This window comes from Neoroseomonas soli, assembly GCF_018129065.1.
Lineage (GTDB): Bacteria > Pseudomonadota > Alphaproteobacteria > Acetobacterales > Acetobacteraceae > Neoroseomonas > Neoroseomonas soli.
In genome coordinates, this window is record NZ_JAAEDM010000002.1 from 140,894 (window position 1) to 161,101 (window position 20,208).

Here is a 20,208-nt window from a genome sequence, read left to right on the forward strand (position 1 = left end):
GCCGAGGAGACCCGGACCATGTTGCGTCGCCCCCTGCTAGCCGCCGCCCTTGCCGCGGTCACCGCCCTGCCTGCCCTGGCGCAGGAGGCCCCCTGGCCGTCGCGCCCCATCACCATCATGGGCGGCTTCCCGAACGGGGCGGGCACGGACATCTATGCCCGTCGGCTGGCGGAACCGCTGTCCCGCGCCCTCGGCCAGCCGGTGGTCGTGGACAACCGCACGGGCGCGGGCGGCAACATCGCCTCCGAATACGTCGCGAAGCAGCCGGCGGACGGGTACCTGTTCCTGTTCGGCACGGCCGGGACGCATGCGATCAATGCCTCGCTCTACCGGCGCCTGCCCTTCGACGTGATACGGGATTTCACGCCGGTCGTGCTGCTGGGCGACGTGCCGAACGTGATGATCGTCAGCCCGGAGAAGCGGCCGAACTACCGCACCTGCCAGGACGTGATCGCGGCCGCGCGCGTGCGGCCCCAGGCGGTGACCTACGCCTCCACGGGCAACGGCGCCTCCACCCATCTCGCCGGGGCGCAGTTCGCGGTGGCGACGGGACTCGACCTGCTTCACGTCCCCTATCGCGGCCAGCCCGGGGCGATGACGTCGCTGCTCGGCGGGGATACCGACGTGTTCTTCAACCAGACCGGCGCGGCGATGGGGCCGATCCGCCAGGGCCAGGTGCGGCCGCTCGCGGTGATGACGCGCGAACGCCTGGCCGCCCTGCCGGACGTGCCGACGGTCGCCGAGGCCTGCGGCACGCAGCCGATGGACACCTCGACCTGGTATGCGCTGCTCGCGCCGGCACACCTGCCGGAGCCGATCCTGCGGCGGATGAACACCGAGGTGAACCGCATCATCGCGACCCCCGAATTCCGCGCCTGGCTGATCGAGAACCAGGCCATCACCCCGCCCGTCGCGCCGAACACGCCGGAGCAGTTCCGCGAAACCATGGCGCGCGACGTGGCGCGCTGGGCGGAAGTGGTGCGGCGGTCGGGCGCGACGGTCGACTGAAAGGAAGGTCGGGGGAAGGGAACTTCCCCCGAGCCCCCATCCTTTTTTGGTTTTTTGGAACTGATGGCGGAGGGGGGTCAGCCCGCTTTCAGTGTCTTGTCTTCCAGGCGCAGGCCGCGGTCGTGGAACTTCGCAACCGCCGGGCGGTGCGCGATGGACAGGATCGACGTAGCGGGGAGCCTTTCCCGGATACGCGCGTAGAGGCGTTCCTCCGCACCCGGATCCAGGCTCGCCGTCGCCTCGTCGAGGAACAGCCAGTCCGGCTTCAGCAGCAACGCACGCGCCAGCGCCAGCCGCTGCTGTTCCCCGCCCGAGAGCCGCCTGTCCCAGGTATCGGCCTCGTGCAGGCGAGGCACGAGGTGCGCGAGTTCGGCGGCCTCCAGCACCTCGGCGACAGCCGCGTCGGTGAAGCCTGCCTCATCTTCCGGGTAGCACACCGCGCGCTTGAGCGAGCCGAGCGGGATATAGGGCCGCTGCGGCAGGAACAACGCGCGCCCCATGGCGGGCAACTCGACCCGCCCGCCGCCGAAGGGCCAGATCCCGGCGATGGCACGGAACAGCGTGGACTTGCCGGAACCCGAGGCGCCGGTGATGACCACGGCCTCGCCCGGTCCGATCTCCGCGCTCGCCTTGTCCAGCAGCACGCGCCCGTCGGGCAGCGCCAGCGTGACGTCGCGCAGCGTGAGGCCCGCAGCGTCGCCCGCGGCCGCGACCGGCCCGGCTTCCGCCGTGCGCGCCGCCTGCACGGCACGGGTGAAGCCGGTCAGGCGTTCGACCGTCGCACGCCATTCCGTCAGCCGCGCGTAGTTGTCCACGAACCAGGACAGCGCGCCCTGGACCTGGCCGAAGGCGCTGCTCGTCTGGATCAGCCCGCCCAACTGGATGCGTCCGGCGAAGTAGGCTGGCGCGGCGACCACGATCGGGAAGATGATCGCCACCTGCGTGTAGCCCGCGGTGAAGAAGGTCAGGCGCTTGGTGGCCGTCATGATCGCCCACCAGTTCTCCATCAGCGCGCGGAAGCGCTGCGTCAGGCCGCGCTTCTCATCCGCCTCCCCGCCATACAGGGCGATGCCCTCCACGTTCTCGCGGAAGCGGACCAGGGCGTAGCGGAAATCCGCCTCCACCTTCTGCTGCGTGAAGTTCAGCGCGATCAGCGGCCGCCCGATCAGGTGCGCGAGCCAGGTGCCGAGCAGCGCATAGACCAGCGCCACCCACACCATGTAGCCCGGGATATCGACGCCCAGCACGTTCAGCGGCCCCGACAGCGACCACAGCACGATGACGAAGGAACCGAGCGTCACGACCGAGTTCATAAGCCCGAGACCGAGCGACAGCGTGTCGTCCACGAACATGCGCGCATCCTCGGCGATGCGCTGGTCGGGGTTGTCCGTCACCGGGTCGGTGAGCGCCATGCGGTAATAGGCGCGGCCGTCCAGCCATTGCGCGAGGTAGACTTCGGTCAGCCAGCGCCGCCACCGGATCTGCAGCGCCTGGCGCAGATACAACTGATAGACCGCGATCAGGATGTAGAGCGCGGCGACGATGGCGAAGCCCGGCAGCCAGCCCTCGCCGTCCGTCCGGTGCCAAGTGAAAAGTAGCGCGACGAAACCGTCCCAGTCCTTGGCCTCGAGCGCATTGTAGAAGGCGCGCTGCCAGTAGGTCAGCAGCACCGTCATGCCGACGAGGGACAGGTTCAGCGCGACCACGACGGCGAGCAGCGCCCGGCCGCGCCAACGGTCCTCGCTGGACCAGTAGGGGCGGGCGAGCGCCCACGCTTCGCGCAGGAAGGGGCCGAGGCGGCGCATGATGGTCTCCTTAGCCCTGGCGCAGCCGGTCCTCGAAGGCGGCGAGCCAGGTCATCACCCGCGCCCGGTTCACCCCGAAATCCGACCGGCCGATGAGGCTCCGCGAATAGAGCCAGAGCCCCGTGCCGGCCCCGGCCGGCGCGACCTCGGCCACGATGATGTCCGGGTAGTTCATCAGCCGCGTGCGCGCCACCCATTGCGCCTGCCGCCGACCCGGATACTCGGCGAGGGGGAAGCAGCGCGGCTGTGCGGCGCCGACCGCGCGGATGGCGGCGAAGGCCTGGTCCGGCGTGACCGGATAAGGGTCCCGGTGCAGGTGGCCGATGCCCGGTGCGGTGCCTGGCGTCAGCAGGCAGGTATTGGGCGTGGGGGGCAGCGTCAGCGTCGCGAAATCCACCGGCGCGGGCGCCGGCACGCCCTTCGCGCCGCGCGACAGCAGCATCGGGATCACGGCCTGATCCTCAGGCGGATGACGCCGCGGATCTCGCCCTCCGGGTCCGCCGGCTTGCCCTTGCGGAGGATGTCGATCTTCCCCTCCCGCGCCAGCAGCACCGCCTCGCGGCGGATGCGAGTCATCAGGGAACGCCATTCCTCGGGCGAGAGAACGCGGGCGACGTCGGAGGGGCTGATGCTCTTCCCGGTGCCGGCGGCGGCGGTCTGGGCGAGGATGGCCTCGCGGATGGCGGGTTCGCTCATGGTGCGATCCAGGTGCTGGAGAGGGTGCCGGCCGCGTTCCAGTCGAAGCGCGCGCGGCGATGGCCGGCGCGTGCCAGCAGCAGCCAGTCGAGGCTGTCCACGCGCAGCGTGACGGCGGCGAAGTGGGGGCGGCCCGCATCGGCGTCCTGCGGCGCCGCGGGGGGCGCGGGTAGCGGGACGCCGGGAGCGTGCCCGGCGGCGTAGCACATGCGGGTCGTCTCCCGGCTGCTGGCCCAGGCATCATCGGCGATGGCGTCGTCGAGGTGCAGCGTGGCGACTCCGGCGAGCCGCAACTGCACCTGCGCCTCGGGATCGTAGCCGTGGAGCATGGCGCGCGCATCGCGCGCGAGTTCCGCGGTCTTGGCGCTGCGCCGATCGGTGTGGATGCGCAGGCTGCGCGCTGCGGGATCGAAGGCGCGCAGCACGACCGTGCGCAGGTTCGGCGCGCCGTCCAGCCCCGCCGTGGCGAGGGTCGGGGTATGGAAGGGGCTGCCCGGATCCCTGGCGCCGCGCGCGAGCAGGCGGAAGGCCTCCGCCAGCGTGTCCTCCAGCGTCGCGGGCTGCGCCGGGGTCATGCGGGGATGCCGCGGGCGGTGCGGCTGCGGGTCGCGGCGGCGGAGGCGACGGTCTGGATCATCCCGGCCGGTATGGCGTGCCGCGTCGGCCACGCAAGCCCCCTCGGGCGGTGCCTAGAGCAGATCCGGATCAGGTGGGGTCATCTGATCGGGTGAAGATGCTCGTTAAAACAAAGGTCTGGAGACGTTGCCGTGAGCCAGGGCGAACGGGAGCGACTCTAGTGTCCTGCCCGCGAAGTTCGCTGGATTTCCAGCGAACGAAGCGAACAAGCAGGCGACTGAAAACAAAGGCTAGTGGCCTGAGAACGAAGTCCGCAGGATTTCGGAATCAGGACACTAGGCGGTCGCGCGTTCCACCGACGGGCCGGCGAGGCCGGCGATTTCGCGGATGAGCTTGCGGCGGACGGCGCCGGAGAAGGATTCGTAGCCCTCGGCGACCATGAGGAAGGCGCCGGGGCCGCCGATCACCTCCTCGCGGTAGTACTCGTCGATCGGCGGCAGGCCGGCGAGCAGGGTGGTGGGCGGCGGCGTGCGGTCGAGCACCGCGAGGCCGTTCAGCACGATGCCCTTCTCGAGCGCCTCGGCCCGCGCGGCGGCGAGCGGCCGGCCGGAGTTGTTCACCCCGTCGCCCGAGACATCCACCACCTTGCGCAGCCCGCCGTAGCGCTGGCCGAACTGCCGGCTTGCGTAATCGATCGCGCCCGATATCGAGGTGTAGAGGTAGGTCTCGCGGGAGGCGCCATCGACCGCGCGGGCGAATTGCTCGCAGGTCGCCGCGCCGTCGAGCCGCATCCAGGGGACCAGCGTGTCCTGGATGTTCCAGTCCGACCAGACGAAGAGCGTGACGGCGATGGCGCCGAGCGGGCCGCCGGCGATGCCATCTGCCAGCCGCGGGTCACGGAAGGCCTCGGCATAGCCGCGCATCTGCATCTCCATCTCCTCCGCATCGACCGAGCGGGAGACGTCGACGGCGAGGATCAGTTCGACGTCCACCTCCTCGGCGGCGCGGGCGCTGCGGGTGGAGATCAGGGCCGGGGCAGCGAGGCCGGCGGCCAGCAGGTGGCGGCGCGACAGGAAGCGAGACATCGGAACCCTCTCATAGGTCCGTGAATCCCGGAGCTTCCTGCCCGTCGCCCTCGCATCAGAAGGGCTTGCAGGTACAACTAAGGAACCATTTTGTGCGCTGCAACACGAAATTCCATGACTTCAAGGGGAACTTGCCGGCAAAAGCGGCATAAGCGCCATGAATGCAGCGTGAGCGAGCTGTCTTGCCTGTTTCATGGGCGAATGCTCTCAGAAACCTCCGCCGTTGCTGAGCCAAGCCTCTTCCTCGGCCGTGCTCGCACGCCCCAGCACCGCATTGCGGTGGGGGAAGCGGCCGAAGCGGCTGATGACCGCGCGGTGGCGCCAGGCGTAGTCGATGCTCGCACCGGGCTTCGCGCAGCGCGGGTCGTCGCGCAGCCCCTCGAACAGCGCGACCGAGAGGTCCTGGTCGGCCATCGCCTCGGAATGCTCGAAGGGGAGGTAGAGGAAGCAGCGTTCGGTCGGCGTCAGCGCCAGGTCGAAGCGGTGGTGGAGCACCACGTCGCGCGCGATGGCGCGGGCATGGGCGTCGGAGGCGAAGGCCTCGGCGGTGCCGCGGTGGATGTTGCGCGGGAACTGATCGAGCAGGATCAGCAGCGCAAGCGCGCTGTCCGGCATCTCCGCCCAGTCGTCGAGGCCGCCATTGCGGGCGACGGCGGTCGCCGCGCCGAACCGTTCGCGGATCGCCGTGTCGAAGGCGTCGTCGCGCCGGAACCACGCTTCGCGGAAGGCGTCGGGGTCGCCGTCGAACCAGAAGGAGAGGATGTCGGCAGGCGTGGTCATGCGAGGGCCATCTCCAGGACGCGCACGGAATGTAGCGCCGTGCGGCCCGACAGGTCGCCGATCTGGTGCCGGCAGGAGGTGCCGTCGGCGACGATCAGCGCCTCGGGCGCCGCGGCGCGCACGGCGGGCAGCAGCGAGAGTTCCGCCATCGCCTTCGAGGTGTCCAGCGTTTCCGCCTGGTATCCGAAGGCACCGGCCATGCCGCAGCAGGAGGAGGTGATGGGTGTCACCTTCAGCCCGGGAATGCGCTTCAGCACCGCGACGGCAGGCGGGAAGGCGCCGAATGCCTTCTGGTGGCAGTGGCCGTGGATATGCGCCTCGGCCGCGACGGGCCTCAGCGCGAGGTCCGGCTTCTCGCGGTCGAGGAATTCCGACAGCAGGAAGGCGCGGGCGGCGAGCGCGCGGGCCGGTTCGCCGGGAAGCAGGGCAAGGAACTCGTCGCGCAGGGTCGTCAGCGACGAAGGCTCGATGCCGATCACCGGGGAGGCGAAGGGGGCGAGCGCCTCCAGCGTCCGTCGCGCCTCGGCGCGGGCATCCTCCACCAGACCGGCGGCGAGCAGTGTGCGGCCTTCGTCCAGCGGGCGCGCGCCCTTCGCCGGGCGGGCGACGGCCGGATCGTAGCCGGCGGCGCGCAGCACGGCGATGGCGGCGCGCAGGTTCTTCGGCTCGAAATAGCGGTTGAAGGCGTCGGGCAGCAGAATCACCTCCCGCTCGCGCCCGTCCGGTGCGCGAAGTTCCGCATCGTGGAACGCATCCCCGCGGAAGTGGGGCAGGGAGCGTTCGGCGGCGAGGCCGAGCAGGCGTTCCGACAGCCACGCCAGGCCGGGCACGGAATCCCGCGCATTGGCGGCGAAGGGCGCCATGGCGGCGAAGGGTGCCCAGCGCGGCAGGGTGGCGATGATGCGCTCCCGCCAGCGCAGGCCGTGGCGCTTCGTGCGCGCGGCCAGCACCTCGATCTTCATTCGCGCCATGTCCACGCCGGTCGGGCATTCGCGCTTGCAGCCCTTGCAGGAGACGCAGAGCGACATCGCCGCCGCGACTTCGTCCGAGGCCAGCGCGTCGGGGCCCAGTTGCCGCGTCAGGGCGAGCCGCAGCGTATTGGCGCGGCCGCGCGTCAGGTGCTGCTCGTCCCGCGTGACGCGGTAGGACGGGCACATGACATTGGCGTCGAACTTCCGGCAGGTACCGTTGTTGTTGCACATCTCGACGGCGCTGAGCATGCCGCCGAGCGGGCCGGGGTATTCCGACCAGTCGAGCACCGGCGTGACCGCCTGGTCCGCCGCGTAGCCGGGCGCGTAGCGGAACAGCGTGCGGTCATCCATCTTCGGTGGGCGCACGACGCGGCCGGGGTTGAGCAATGCCTTCGGGTCGAAGGAATCCTTCACTTCCTCGAAGGCGCGGGCGATGCGGCTGCCGAACATCGGTTCGTTGAACTCGGAGCGGACGATGCCGTCGCCGTGCTCGCCGGAATGGCTGCCCTTGTACTCGCGCACCAACGCGAAGCATTCCTCGGCGATGGTGCGCATCTTCTTCACGTCCTCGCCGTCCTTCATGTTCAGGACGGGGCGGACATGCAGGCAGCCGACGGAGGCATGGGCGTACCAGGTGCCCTTGGTGCCGTGCTTCGTGAAGACGTCGTTCAGGCGTTCCGTGTAGTCGGCGAGATCGGCAAGCCCGACCGCGCAGTCCTCGATGAAGGAGACCGGCTTCCCGTCGCCCTTCATGGACATCATGATGTTGAGGCCGGCCTCGCGCACCTCGGCGATCGCGGCCTGGAATCCGGGATCGGTGGCGCGCACCACGGCGTCGGGGTAGCCGAGATCGGCCATCATCTCATCCAGCCGGTCCAGCGCGGCGAGCAGCGGCGCGTCCTCGTGGCCGTGGAACTCGACGATCAGCAGGCTGTCGGGTTCGCCCTTCACCATCTGGTCGATGGTGGCGCGGTAGATCGGGATCGACCGGCCGAGGTCGATCATCGTCCGGTCCACGAGTTCGACGGCCTCCGGGTCCAGCGTGACGAGATGCTGCGACGCCGCCATGGCCGCGCGGAAGGTCGGGAACTGGCAGATGCCGAGCATCTTGCGCGGCTTGATCGGCCAGAGCTTGAGGTCCAGTGCCGCCGAGAACGCCAGCGTCCCCTCTGACCCCACCAGCAGCCGCGCGAGATTGCCACGCCCTTCCGCGCGCGCCGCGGGCGTCAGGCTCTCGATGTTGTAGCCGCCGACGCGGCGCAGCTGGTGCGGGAAGCGGGCGGCGATTTCCTCCGCTTCCCGCGCGCCGAGCGCGCGCAGCCGCTGGATCAGGTCCGCCGCCGGCGCCGGGATGTCGCCGCCGAGATTGTCCGGCAACTCCCCGAAGGTGAAGCGCGATCCGTCCGCGAGCAGCGCGTCGATGCCCGTCACATTGTCCGCCATCAGCCCGTAGCGGATGGATTTCGACCCGCAGGAATTGTTCCCCGCCATGCCGCCGATGGTGCAGCGCTGCCAGGTGGAGGGATCGACCGGGAAGAACAGCCCGTGCTTCTTCAGTGCATCGTTCAGCGCGCCGAGCGTGATGCCGGGCAACACGCGCGCCGTGCGCGCTTCCGCATCCACACTGACGACGTTGCGCAGGTACTTCGTGCAGTCCAGCACCAGCGCGCGGTTCACCGTCTGCCCGCATTGCGAGGTGCCGCCACCGCGCGGCAGGACCGGAATGCCTTCCTCCCGGCAGATCGCCATCGCGGCCTGCACGTCCTCGATGGTACGCGGGACAAGCACTCCATAAGGCTCGATCTGGTAGATCGACGCGTCGGTGGCGTACCGGCCACGATCGGAAGCGGAGAACAGGACTTCGCCGCGCGTCTCTCGGCGCAGGCGGTCGGCAAGGCGGCTGTCGCCGATGGTTGGTCGGGTGGAGACGTTCATCAGCAGTCTTCCTGGGGCAACAGGACGAGGGGCGCCTCGGCCTGCCGGGATTCGAGCAGGTGATGGGCGCGCGCGGCCTCGGCCAGCGGCAGCGTCGCGCCCGGTTCCGCGCGCACGGCGCCACTTTCGAGCAACGCGAACAGCGCGTCGGCCATGCGTTCCAGCGCGGCGCGTTCGGCGATGTAGTGGAACAGGATCGGCCGTGTCAGGCTGTTCGACTTCGCCGCCAGCCGCTGCACCTGGAAGGGCGGCACGGGGCCGGAAGCCTGCCCGAAATTCACCAGATGCCCACGCGGCGCGAGGCATTCCAGCGATCCGTCGAAGGTGTCGTGCCCGACGGAATCATAGGCCGCAGCAACGCCACGGCCGCCCGTGATGCGCTTCACCTCGGCGACGAAATCCTGCTCGCGGTAGAGGATGACATGCGCGCAGCCGGCGGCCCGGGCGACCTCGGCCTTCGCAGTCGATCCCGCCGTGCCGATCACCGTCGCGCCAAGATGCGCCGCCCATTGGCACAGCAGCCGCCCGACACCGCCCGCGGCGGCATGGACAAGGATGGTCTGCCCGGCCTCGACGCGGTGCACCTGGCGCAGCAGCATCTCCGCCGTCAGCCCTTTCAGCAGCACGCTCGCGGCAAGCCGTTCGTCCATGTGCATCGGCAGGCGCAGCGCCAGCGCCGCGGGCAACACGCGGTGTGAGGCATAGGCGCCATAGGCCCCCGTGACGTAGCCGACACGGTCTCCCGGTGCGAAGCCGGTCACGCCGGGGCCGACTGCCTCGACCAGGCCGGCGGCCTCGATCCCCGGCACGCCGGGCAGCGCCAGCGTGCGGTAAAGGCCCGAGCGCACGTAGCAATCGTGGAAGTTCACGCCGATGGCGGTCTGGCGCAGGCGAATCTCTCCGGGGCCGGGCGACGGAACCTCGACGGGTTCCATGCGCAGCACCTCCGGGCCACCATATTCGCGCAGCATGATCGCCTCGGGCATGGGGCGCGTCCTCCGTGATTCAGTGAACTTGGCGCGAACCTAGCGGCGAAGGCCCGCCTTGTCCGATCCATAATCGTCATCGGAGCGACAAGCCGAACTCATTGGCCTCCGCGTCGTGGCTGTCGCATGAAGCGGGCTCGAAGAGAGGAGCCGTCCATGGCCTATTTCCAGTCCAAGCCCGTCGCGGGCCGCCATTTCCTGCAGATCCCGGGTCCGACGAACGTGCCCGACCGCGTGCTGCGCGCCATGGACAACCCCACCATGGACCATCGCGGCCCCGACTTCGGCAAGATGGGCAAGGCGCTGCTGGAGAAGATCCGCCACGTCTTCAAGACCGAGGGCCCGGTGGTGATCTACCCGGCTTCCGGCACCGGTGCGTGGGAAGCGGCGCTGACCAACACCCTCTCACCCGGCGACCGCGTGCTGATGTGCGAGACCGGCTGGTTCGCGCATCTCTGGCACGAGATGGCTGGCCGCCTCGGCATCGTGACGGATTTCGTCAGGACCGACTGGCGCCGCGGCGCAGACGTCGCGCAGATCGAGCAGCGCCTGCGCGAGGACAAGGCGCACGCCATCAAGGCCGTCTGCGTCGTGCACAACGAGACGAGCACCGGCGCCACCTCCCGCATCGACGAGGTCCGCCGCGCGATCGACGACGCCGGACACCCGGCGCTGCTGATGGTGGACACCATCTCCTCGCTCGGCAGCATCGACTACCGGCATGACGAGTGGGGCGTGGACGTGACGGTGGCGGGTTCGCAGAAGGGGCTGATGCTGCCGCCGGGCCTGTCCTTCAATGCGGTCTCGGCCAAGGCGCTGAAGGCGAGCGAGACGGCGAGGCTGCCGCGCTCCTTCTGGGACTGGAAGGCGATGCTGGCATCCAACGCCACCGGCTACTTCCCCTACACGCCGGCGACGAACCTGCTCTACGGGCTGAGCGAGGCGGTGGACATGCTGATGGAGGAAGGCCTCGACAACGTCTTCGCCCGCCATGACCGCCTCGCGGAAGCGACCCGCCGCGCCGTGCGGCACTGGGGCTTCGAGGTGCAGTGCGCGGAGCCGCGGCACTACTCGTCCTCGCTGACCGCGGTGCGCCTGCCGGAAGGCCAATCGGCCAACGGCCTGCGCGCGACGATCCTGGAGAAGTTCAACATGTCCCTCGGCAATGGCCTCGGGCAGTTGAACGACCGGGTGTTCCGCATCGGCCATCTGGGCGACATCGGCGACCTGCAGCTCATCGGCACGCTGGGCGGCGTGGAGATGGGGCTGCGCGCGGCCGGCATCCCGCACAAGTCGGGCGGCGTGCTGGTGGCGATGGAGTATCTGTCGGGCAACGCCTGACAGCGAGGTCCGGGGGAGGGAAACCTTCCCCGGGCACCCGGAAGGCCGCAGGCAGGAGGCCACGGATGACCTTCGATGAATTCCGCCGCAGTACGGTGCACGACACCCCGCCAGCCGGGCTGTCCACCCCCCTGCTGGCACTGTGGTGGGATGCGCGCGGTGACTGGGGCCGTGCCCATGCCCAGGCCCAGGCGAGCGAGGACGCTGTCAGCGCCCTCGTCCATGCCTACCTGCACCGCAAGGAAGGCGACCTTGCGAACGCCGGCTACTGGTACCGGCGCGCCGGGCGGGTGCCGCCCGAAGTCACCCTCGACCAGGAATGGGCCGCCATCGCGGCCGAACTGCTGCGCTGACGCCGCGCTTCACGCTCCCCATCGGTCGCAGAAGGCCGCGACGTCGCCCGACTGGAATTCGGTCAGCCGCTCCATGATCGTCTCAAAGGGCCAGTCCCACCAGGCGATGCGCTGCAACCGCGCCGCGACGTCCCGCGGGAAGCGGTCCCGGATCACGCGGGCCGGCACGCCGCCGACGATGGCATAGGGCGGCACGTCCTTCGCCACCACCGCGCCGGCCGCGAGCACCGCGCCGTCGCCGACGGTCACGCCGGCCAGAACCGTCACGCCATGCCCGATCCACACGTCGTTGCCGATGCACGTGCGCGCCGCGCGGCGGGCGGCGAAGAAGGCGGCGTCCCGCGTTTTCGTCGCGTCGTAGTATTCCGGCACGTAGGTGAAGCGGTGCTGGGAAGGCCGCTCCATCGGGTGGTTCGGCGGGCCGATCCGCACCTGGGCGGCGATGGCGCAGAACTTGCCGATCTCCGCATCCGCCACCTGGCAGTCGTGGCCGAGATAGGAGGCGTCGCCGATCGTCGCGTATTCGACATAGCAGCGGTCCAGGATCTCGCAGCGCGCGCCGATGCTGGCCTCGCGCAGCTTCGCGGTCGGGTGGATGAAGGTCTCGGCGATCTTCGGGCGCTTCTGGTCCATGGTTCCGGTCCGCTGACAGGCCGGCGCAGCACGTCAGGCCAGGCCGGCAGGGTCAAGGCGGAGGACCGGACCCGCCATCCGCACGCCGTCCGCTATCCGGCGGCACTCCGCGCCGCCGCGCCCGACGATGTCACCCGACTGTCTTCGACGGGCGCAGGCTTGCACGCCCCCGGCCCTCTGCCCATGGTTGCGTGACGCCAGCACGGAGAACCCCATGCCCGCCCCCATCCAGGTCTGGACCTGGCCGACGCCGAACGGCCACAAAGTGCACATCCTGCTCGAGGAACTGGCCGAGGCGGGGGCCGGCATCCCCTACGAGATCGTGCCCGTGGCCATCGGCAAGGGTGAGCAGTTCCGCCCCGAATTCCTCGCCATCACGCCGAACCACCGCATCCCGGCGATCGTCGATCCCGAAGGCCCGGGCGGCGAGCGCTTCAGCCTCTTCGAAAGCGGCGCGATCCTGATCTACCTCGCGGAGAAGGCCGGCAGCGACCTCTGGCCGCGCGACCCGGCCACGCGCTACCGCTGCCTGCAATGGGTGATGTTCCAGATGGGCGGCGTCGGGCCGATGTTCGGCCAATACAACCACTTCGCCAACTACGCGGTCGAGAAGCTGCCCTACGCCATCGAGCGCTACACCAACGAGGTCGCCCGGCTGCACCGCGTGCTGGACAAGCGCCTGGCCGAAAGCCCCTACCTCGCCGGGCCAGGCTACTCGATCGCCGACATCGCGACCTTCCCCTGGGTGCGAAATCCGGAGCGCCGCAACGTTGATCTCGGTCAATATCCGCATGTGAAGCGCTGGCACGATGCCATCGCGGCCCGGCCCGCCGTGCGGCGCGGCGTCTCGGTGCTGGCGGAAAGCCAGCGAAAGGGGCAGATGACGGATGCCGAGCGGGAACAACTGTTCGGCAAGACCCAGTTCGCCGCGCACTGACCAGCGCCCGGACCAACAGGAACGCCAAGGGAATTCATGGCCGAGATTGACCACATCGTGATCGGGGCCCGCACGCTCGAGGAAGGCGCCCGCTACGTCGAGGAGATCCTCGGCGTGAAGCCTTCCAAGGGAGGCGCGCATGCGGGGGTGGGCACCCACAACATGCTGCTCGGCATGGGCGCCAACTGCTACCTCGAGGTCATCGCCCCGGACCCCGGCCAGCCGGAACCGCCCCATTCGCGGCCCTTCGACCTCGACGACGCGTCGCTGAGGACCGCGCTGGAAGCGGAGCCGCGACTGATCGCCTATGTCGCCTCGACCCCGGCGCTGGAGGCGGTGGTGGCGCGCCTCGGCCCCTCCCAGGCCGGGGACATGATCGAGATGTCGCGCGGCAACCTCTCCTGGCGGATGGCCTTCCCGCCGCAGCGGCAGGACATGGACAACCTCATCCCCCCGCTGATCCAGTGGAACGGGGAGCGGGCGGCGAAGCACATCAAGGATTCGGGTTGGCGCCTCGCGGCGCTGGAGGCCGAGCACCCGGACGCCGCCTCGCTGCGCTCCTCGCTCACCGTGCGGGGCCTTGGCGACGCGGTGAAGGTGCGCCAGAGCCCGCATCCACGGCTGATCGTCCATCTCCGCCACCGCGACGGGCGCGAGGTCACCCTGACCAGCGCGTGATCCGGGGTGGCGGTGCGGTTTTCATCTGTTGGCGAGGCTCTGCGTGTAGGATTGCGCGACGGCGCTCGACTCCGAGGCGCGTGAGGGATCGGATGCGGCAACTATCCGGCGGGTCGATACCGCCACACGCTCGCGGGCGGCAGGTTGAGCGGCGTCCAGGCTTCCCGCCGCGCCGTCAGGCCGAGCTTCCGGTACGGCAGCGGGGAGGTCACGCAATAGGAGTAGAGCAGGAAGCCGCGCCCCGGCGCGACCGACTCGACGGCATCGACGAAGCGCCGCTGCTGCTCGGCCGGCAGCAGCACCAGCGGGATGCCGCAGATCGCGGTGCCGATCCTGCCGTGCAATGCCCGTGGCAGCGCCTCGGACAGGGCGAAGGCATCGCCCTCGACTACCGTCACGCCGGGCAGGCTGCGCGCGAGGTGGCGGGCCATCTCCGGCACGATCTCGACCACCACCAGCCGTTCCGGCGGCAGCCCGGCGGCGAGCAACTCGCGGGAGATCGCGCCGGTGCCGGCGCCGAGCTCGACCACCACCTCGTCGCCCTGCCGGTCGATCAGCGCGGCGATCCGCCGCCCCAGTGCCGGGGAAGACGGGACCACCGAGCCCATCTGCAGCGGGTTGGCCGCCCAGCGACGGAGGAAGAGGCCGAAGCCTCCCGCCGGACGCGGGGCGGGACGATCTCCGAGGGTGATGCCGGACATGCGGTGCTCCGTGACAATTTTCTGACAATTCAAAGGCTTGTCATTGCCCGCGTGATAGGTGGCGTGGGCGGGTCGGGCCAGTTACCGTTCCGTGGCGCGATGCGGGGGCTGTCGCAGTGACCGCGCGCGTGCTGGTGGTTGACGACGTGCCGGCCAATCTCCGCCTGCTCGAGGCGAAACTCCGGGCCGAGTATTTCGAGGTCGCGCTCGCCGCCTCGGGTCCGGAGGCGCTCGCCCTCAGTGCCGCCTGGTCGCCCGATATCGTGCTGCTCGACGTCATGATGCCGGGCATGGGTGGCTACGAGGTCTGCCAGAGGCTCAAGGCGCAGCACGCCACGTCCCATATCCCGGTCGTCATGGTCACCGCCCTCACCGAACAGGCCGAACGGGTCCGTGGGCTCGAGGCCGGGGCGGACGACTTCATTTCCAAGCCGGTGGACACCGCGCTGCTCTTCGCCCGGCTGCGAGCGCTGCTGCGCGTCAAGCAGGTGCTCGACGCGTGGCGCCTGCGGGCGGAGACCGCGCGGGAATTCGGCTTCGATGCCGGGGATGCGCCGGACGATGCCTTCGTCGGCTCACGCGTGCTGCTGGCCGGCGGCCATGCGCTCGAGGCCGGCGCGGTGACCGAGGCGCTCGCTGCCGACGGCCTGCTGGTCGAGCACGCACCGGACGAGGCCGGCGCCTGGGAGAGGCTGCAGGACGAGAACCACGACCTGATGCTGCTGAGCCTGCCGCTGGCCGGCGGGGATGCGTTGCGCCTCGCCTCCCGCCTGCGGGCGCGGCCCGAGAGCCGCGACATGCCGCTGGTGCTGCTGGCGGCCGAGGACCAGCGGCAGGCGGTGCTGCGCGCCTTCGACCTCGGCGCCAGCGACCATGTCATGCGTCCGGTCGATCCGCCGGAACTGCGCGCGCGCGTGCGCAACCAGCTGCGCCGCCGGCGATTCCAGGAACTGCTGCGGGAAAGCCTCGACCGCTCGCTCGAACTGGCTGTCACGGACCCGCTGACCGGGCTGCGGAACCGGCGCTACGTGCGGCGCCATCTCGATTCGCTGCTGCGCTCCGGCGCGGCGGCGGCGGTGCTGCTGCTCGACGTGGACCGCTTCAAGCCGCTGAACGACCGCCACGGCCACGCCGCGGGCGACGTCGCGCTGAAGGAGGTCGCCGCCCGGCTGCGGGAGCACCTCCGCGCCGTCGACGTCGTCGCCCGTTATGGCGGCGAGGAATTCCTGGTGGTCATGGCCGGTGCCGGGGAAGAGGAAGCGGCCGCTGTCGCCGAGCGCCTGCGCGCCGCCATCGCCGACCGCCCGGTCGAAGCGGGGGGGCTGGTCCTGCCCGTCACGGTCAGCATCGGATGTGCCGTCGCGCGCGGGGAACCGGATGCCGACAGGCTCATTGCCACCGCCGATGCGGCGCTCTACCGCGCCAAGGAGCACGGCCGGAACCGCGCCGAGATGGCGACCGCCGAGGATTGGGGCGCGGTGGCGGAATAGGGCAGGGGCGCGCCGGCAGGCCGGTGCGCAAAGGCCCGGCCGCACGGAGCCGCAGCACGCAAGCCGTGCCTCGGCCTGACGTGGCGCGGCCCGTGCTCCGGGCCCGGAATCGTTCGGGAAGGGCCGCGGGCCGAGGCCGCGCGGCCGGGCACCGCGACTGCGGTGCTACTTGATCTTGGCTTCGCGGAAGACGACGTGCTTGCGCGCAACCGGATCGTACTTCCGCTTCTCCATCTTGGAGGTCATCGTCCGGGTGTTCTTCTTCGTCACGTAGAAGTAGCCGGTGTCGGCGCTGCTCACGAGGCGAATCAGGATGGTGTTCGACTTGGCCATGTCACGACTCCATGGCCCGTGGGCGAGTGGGCCCCGGGCGCGAGAGGCCGGAAACTAGCGTCCGCGGCGGCCGCGTCAAGCGAAAGCGCGATTCCCCGTGCGAAGGCCGGCCAGCCGGCCCCCGATCAGCGGGACATGGCCGCCGCCAGGGCGAGCGGATCGAGTACCAGGGCCCGTGCGATGGGGAGGTCCGTCTCCTGCCCGTCGCCCGGCGGGCAGGCGGCCCGGAGCGCCTCGGCCGTCCCCGCCGGGACGGGGTGGCGGAGTGCGCGCAGGCTGGCCTGGGCCGGGCCCATCGGCCGCGCGCCGGCCCGCAGCGCCGCCAGGTTGCGTGCCGCCTGTTCCGGCCCGCCGGAGGTGCAAAGCCCCGGCAGCACGCCGATGCCCTGCAGCGGCCAGCCAGCCGGCATGACCAGGCGTGACCAGGACATCAGCAGTTCGCCGCCATCGGGCAGCGGGATCACGAGCTGGACCAGCCCCTTGCCGGTGGTGACGGTGCCGACCACCGCCGCCCGGCCCCGGTCGCCAAGGCTTGCCGCCACGATCTCGGCCGAGGAGGCGGTGCGCCCGTCCACCAGCACCACCAGCGGCACGCCCTCCGAGAGATCGGGCAGGGCGGTGACGTAGATGCGGCCGGCCTCGGGATGGCGGCCGACGGTGCGGAAGGCCTCCCCGTCGCCGAGGAAGATATCGGCCACCGCCGCCGCCTGGGAAAGCAGCCCCCCGCGATTGCCGCGCAGGTCCAGCAGCACGGCGCGCAGCGGGCCCTGGGCCTGTGCCGCGAGCAGGGCGGCCGCGACCTGCTGGTCGGTATGCGCGGAGAAGCCGGGCAGGCGGATGACCAGGACCTCGTCCTGCCGGTCGGCCGTGACGGGCGTGCCGACCCTCAGCGTCCGCAGCAGGGTCACTTCCCGGCGGCGCCGGTTCCGTTGTTCCACCAGCAGCCGGACCTCGGATCCGGCGGGCCCTTCCAGCAGCCCCGCGGCCGTGCCGGCGTCACGCGTGCGCAGCGGCCGGCCGTCGATGGCGAGCACGCGGTCGCCCACGCGCAGCCCGGCCTCCGCCGCCGGCCCGCGCGGCGTCAGGGCGGCGATCAGTGCGCCGATCCCGCGCCCGGGTGCGAGCCGCAGGCCGAGTCCCGCCTCGCCGGTGCGGCGTTCGCGCGCGGCCTGCGCCTCCTCCGGGGTCACGTAGCGGCTGAAGGGGTCGAGGTGGTTGAAGACTGCCTCGAAGGTTTCGCCGATGAGCCGCGGCGCGCCTGCGCTGCGCAACGTCGGCGATGCCGCCCAGGCCGCCTGCTGGAACAGCGTGAGAGTATCAGCCGCCACGCCCCCTGCGCTGCCAGGGCCTTCGCGGCCGATGCCGGGCGGTGCGGGGCGCGTGAGCAGGGTGTGTTCCCCGGCGCTCAGGCGCACGTCGCGCGCGGTCCGCCGCACCGTGAGCGCGGGGTCGAGTTCGGTCAGCGCCGATAGGGCCCAGGTCAGCAGGTCGGCCGGCGTCGCAGCCTCGAGATGGCGTTCGAGGACGGCGGCGAAGCCGGCGCCCAGCACCAGGCGCATCTCCTCGCGCGGATAGGGGGCGTTGCGGGCCGCTTCCTGCGCTGCGGCGACGCCGGGCAGCAGCAGCAGCAGGAACAGGATCAGCGGCGCCGTTCGCGCTGGCGTCCCTTGGGGGCGGGGCGGCCGCGTCCACGCGTCGGCAGTCCCTGCATGAGGTGAAAGACCATGCCTCCCGTGCGCGGCGTCGCTTCCGCCAGCCGGGCCTCGACTGCCTGGCCCAGGCTGAAGGTCAGTCTCGTCCTGCGACCGGCCAGCGTCTGCGTGGCCTCGTCCAAGTCCCATCTGTCGTCCGGCAGAGAACCGAGCGGGACGATTCCGCTCGCTCCATTCTCTTCAAGGGTGACGAAGAGACCGAAGCGAGTCACCCCGGAAATTCGTGCCTCGAAGCACTCTCCGACTCGTTGTGCCATAAAGGCCGCGAGGTAGCGGTCCACCGCATCGCGCTCGGCCGCCGCGGCGCGCCGTTCGGTGCTGGTGATGTGTTCCCCGGTGTCGGGGAAACGCGCGGCCTCGCTTTCCTCCAGCCCGTCCTTGCCGAGCTTCAGGCCACGGATCAGCGCGCGATGCACCAGCAGGTCCGCGTAGCGGCGAATGGGCGAGGTGAAATGCGCGTAGCGCGACAGCGCGAGACCGAAATGCCCGAGATTGTCCGGCGCATAGGCGGCCTGGGACTGGCCGCGCAGCACGGCCTCGTTCACCAGGCGCTCGTGCGGGCTGTCCTTCACCTTTTCCAGCACGCGGGCGAAGTCGCGCGGGTGCAACCGGTCCGAGGGCGGCAGGGAGATGTCGAAGGTGGCGAGGAACTGCCGCAGCCCCTCCAGCTTCTGGTCGGATGGCCGGTCGTGCACGCGGTACATGCAAGGCTGGGTCAGGCGTTCCAGCTCCTCTGCCGCGCAGACATTGGCGGCGACCATGAATTCCTCGATCAGCCGGTGCGAATCGAGCCGCGCGCGCGGCTCGACGCCGGTGACGCGGCCATGGGCGTCCAGCATGACCCGGCGCTCGGGCAGGTCGAGTTCGAGGGTCCCGCGCTTCTCCCGCGCCGTGAGCAAGGCCCGGAAGGCGCCGTAGAGACGGGCGACGTGGCCCTCCGGCAGGGCACCGGGGGTGGTGCCGGCATGGGCGGCTTCCTGCACCTGCTCGTAGGTCAGGCGGGCGGCGCTGCGCATGATGCCGCGGCCGAAGGCATGGCCGTGCTTCCGGCCATGCGCGTCGAAGCGCATCTCGACGAAGAGGCAGCCGCGGTCCTCGTCCGGCCGCAGGCTGCACCAGCCGTTCGACAGCGCCTCGGGCAGCATCGGCACGACGCGGTCGGGGAAATAGACGGAATTGCCGCGCGCCCAAGCCTCGCGGTCCAGGTGGCTGCCCGGCGTGACGTAGTGGGCGACATCGGCGATGGCCACCAGCACGCGCCAGCCCTCGCCTTCGGGTTCCGCGAAGACGGCGTCGTCGAAGTCGCGGGCGTCCTCGCCGTCGATCGTGACCAGCGGGATGTCGCGCAGGTCGGTGCGGCCGTGGACCGCGACGCCGCGCGCGCGCTCGGCCTGCTGCACGGCCTCGGCAGGGAAGATGTCGGGGATGCCGTGGGCGTGGATGCAGACGAGCGAGACTGAGCGCGGTTCCCCCATCACGCCGAGGCGTTCGGTGATGCGCGCGGGCTTGGGGCCGAGGTGGCGGGTTGAGGGCAGGGGCTCGGCGAAGACGATCTCGCCGGGCTTCGCGCCGTTCTCCTCGCCGCGCGGGACCTCCCAGATGCCCTTCTGGCGCCGATCGGTCGGGATGATCCGGCCATCCTCGAAGACGCCGAGGATGCGCGCGGGCGGCGCGCCGCCGATGCGCTTGAAGGTGCGGCCCTCATACTTGCCGGGGCCGATCGGCTTGAGCCGGGCCAGCACGCGCTCGCCGGCGGTCAGGGCGGGGCGGCCCTTGGGCTCGGGGCGCATGTAGATGACCGGCGGGCGGCCCTCGCCCTGCCAGCCGACGGGGCGGGCGATGGGGTCGCCGTCAGGGTCGGTGCCGGTGACCTCGATCGGCGCGATCTCCGGCAGGCGAGAGGGAGCGACGATGGCGCGTTTGCCGGCCGGGGTGCTGCCGCCCTCCGCCGCCAGGTCCCGCATCAGCGCGCGCAGGGCAGGGCGCTGGTCGGAGGCAAGCCCGAAGGCGCAGGCGATGTCGGACTTGGTGACGCGGCCGGTGGCCTCGGCGAGGAAGGCGCGCAGTTCGGCCTTGCTCGGCAGGGCGGCGGGTTCGGTGGGGCGCGTCGCGGCGCGGCGCTTCGCGGCCGCGCGCGGGCCGGCGGCGGATTTGGCGGTGGCGCGGTGGGGCTTGCCGTTGCTTCCGG

Annotated in this window: 19 protein-coding genes; 6 read left to right on the forward strand and 13 right to left on the reverse strand. The window is 70.9% G+C overall.

From position 1 onward, the window contains the following. Positions 1-18 precede the first annotated feature (18 nt). Positions 19-1,008: a Bug family tripartite tricarboxylate transporter substrate binding protein gene (locus GXW76_RS01455; RefSeq protein WP_211860201.1), complete on the forward strand. Its 990-nt coding sequence runs from the start codon at positions 19-21 to the stop codon at positions 1,006-1,008. A 77-nt stretch (positions 1,009-1,085) separates the two neighbouring features. Here GXW76_RS01455 and GXW76_RS01460 read toward each other — a convergent pair whose 3' ends face one another. The 8 genes from GXW76_RS01460 to GXW76_RS01495 form a co-directional block, all read right to left on the reverse strand. Continuing rightward, entirely contained in the window at positions 1,086-2,813 is a 1,728-nt protein-coding gene (locus GXW76_RS01460) for an ABC transporter ATP-binding protein/permease (protein WP_211860202.1), read from the reverse strand. Between the two features lie 10 nt (positions 2,814-2,823). Beyond that, the gene (locus GXW76_RS01465; RefSeq protein WP_246513830.1) at positions 2,824-3,255 is read right to left on the reverse strand and encodes a DUF1499 domain-containing protein; all 432 of its coding nucleotides are present in this window, start codon (positions 3,253-3,255) and stop codon (positions 2,824-2,826) included. A gap of 5 nt (positions 3,256-3,260) precedes the next feature. Next, positions 3,261-3,509 (reverse strand): DUF3253 domain-containing protein, encoded by a 249-nt coding sequence (locus tag GXW76_RS01470; RefSeq protein ID WP_211860204.1) that lies wholly within the window; start codon positions 3,507-3,509, stop codon positions 3,261-3,263. Beyond that, a complete protein-coding gene (locus GXW76_RS01475; protein ID WP_211860205.1) occupies positions 3,506-4,084 on the reverse strand; it encodes a pyridoxamine 5'-phosphate oxidase family protein in 579 nt (192 codons plus the stop codon). The genes GXW76_RS01470 and GXW76_RS01475 overlap by 4 nt, the downstream gene beginning before the upstream one ends. A gap of 336 nt (positions 4,085-4,420) precedes the next feature. Next, the gene (locus tag GXW76_RS01480) at positions 4,421-5,170 is read right to left on the reverse strand and encodes a DUF1194 domain-containing protein (protein ID WP_211860206.1); all 750 of its coding nucleotides are present in this window, start codon (positions 5,168-5,170) and stop codon (positions 4,421-4,423) included. A gap of 207 nt (positions 5,171-5,377) precedes the next feature. Beyond that, positions 5,378-5,950: a DUF924 family protein gene (locus GXW76_RS01485; RefSeq protein ID WP_211860207.1), complete on the reverse strand. Its 573-nt coding sequence runs from the start codon at positions 5,948-5,950 to the stop codon at positions 5,378-5,380. Continuing rightward, the gene (locus GXW76_RS01490) at positions 5,947-8,856 is read right to left on the reverse strand and encodes an FAD-binding and (Fe-S)-binding domain-containing protein (protein WP_211860208.1); all 2,910 of its coding nucleotides are present in this window, start codon (positions 8,854-8,856) and stop codon (positions 5,947-5,949) included. The genes GXW76_RS01485 and GXW76_RS01490 overlap by 4 nt, the downstream gene beginning before the upstream one ends. Further along, complete coding sequence (locus GXW76_RS01495) at positions 8,856-9,842, reverse strand: quinone oxidoreductase family protein (RefSeq protein WP_211860209.1); 987 nt, start codon at positions 9,840-9,842, stop codon at positions 8,856-8,858. The genes GXW76_RS01490 and GXW76_RS01495 overlap by 1 nt, the downstream gene beginning before the upstream one ends. Before the next feature lie 156 nt (positions 9,843-9,998). Here GXW76_RS01495 and GXW76_RS01500 point away from each other — a divergent pair, with 156 nt between their 5' ends. Next, entirely contained in the window at positions 9,999-11,183 is a 1,185-nt protein-coding gene (locus GXW76_RS01500; RefSeq protein ID WP_211860210.1) for a pyridoxal-phosphate-dependent aminotransferase family protein, read from the forward strand. Positions 11,184-11,248: 65 nt separating this feature from the next. Next, a complete protein-coding gene (locus GXW76_RS01505; protein ID WP_211860211.1) occupies positions 11,249-11,536 on the forward strand; it encodes a hypothetical protein in 288 nt (95 codons plus the stop codon). 9 nt (positions 11,537-11,545) lie between these two features. Here the strand turns inward: GXW76_RS01505 and GXW76_RS01510 are convergent, their stop codons facing one another. After that, complete coding sequence (locus GXW76_RS01510) at positions 11,546-12,169, reverse strand: LbetaH domain-containing protein (protein ID WP_211860212.1); 624 nt, start codon at positions 12,167-12,169, stop codon at positions 11,546-11,548. 214 nt (positions 12,170-12,383) lie between these two features. Between GXW76_RS01510 and GXW76_RS01515 the strand changes: the two genes are divergently transcribed. Continuing rightward, entirely contained in the window at positions 12,384-13,106 is a 723-nt protein-coding gene (locus GXW76_RS01515) for a glutathione binding-like protein (protein WP_211860213.1), read from the forward strand. 36 nt (positions 13,107-13,142) lie between these two features. Then, a complete protein-coding gene (locus tag GXW76_RS01520; RefSeq protein WP_211860214.1) occupies positions 13,143-13,784 on the forward strand; it encodes a VOC family protein in 642 nt (213 codons plus the stop codon). Between the two features lie 101 nt (positions 13,785-13,885). Here GXW76_RS01520 and GXW76_RS01525 read toward each other — a convergent pair whose 3' ends face one another. Further along, positions 13,886-14,485 (reverse strand): class I SAM-dependent methyltransferase, encoded by a 600-nt coding sequence (locus GXW76_RS01525; protein WP_211860215.1) that lies wholly within the window; start codon positions 14,483-14,485, stop codon positions 13,886-13,888. Between the two features lie 116 nt (positions 14,486-14,601). On the opposite strand from GXW76_RS01525, the gene GXW76_RS01530 reads away from it, so the two are divergent. Continuing rightward, positions 14,602-15,975: a PleD family two-component system response regulator gene (locus tag GXW76_RS01530; RefSeq protein WP_211860216.1), complete on the forward strand. Its 1,374-nt coding sequence runs from the start codon at positions 14,602-14,604 to the stop codon at positions 15,973-15,975. 165 nt (positions 15,976-16,140) lie between these two features. Here GXW76_RS01530 and rpmG read toward each other — a convergent pair whose 3' ends face one another. The 3 genes from rpmG to rnr form a co-directional block, all read right to left on the reverse strand. Then, a complete protein-coding gene (gene rpmG, locus GXW76_RS01535; protein ID WP_211860217.1) occupies positions 16,141-16,308 on the reverse strand; it encodes a 50S ribosomal protein L33 in 168 nt (55 codons plus the stop codon). 125 nt (positions 16,309-16,433) lie between these two features. Further along, a complete protein-coding gene (locus tag GXW76_RS01540) occupies positions 16,434-17,858 on the reverse strand; it encodes a S41 family peptidase (protein ID WP_211860218.1) in 1,425 nt (474 codons plus the stop codon). 89 nt (positions 17,859-17,947) lie between these two features. Continuing rightward, a partial coding sequence (rnr, locus tag GXW76_RS01545) for a ribonuclease R (RefSeq protein ID WP_408904291.1) occupies positions 17,948-20,208 on the reverse strand: 2,261 nt, incomplete at its 5' end.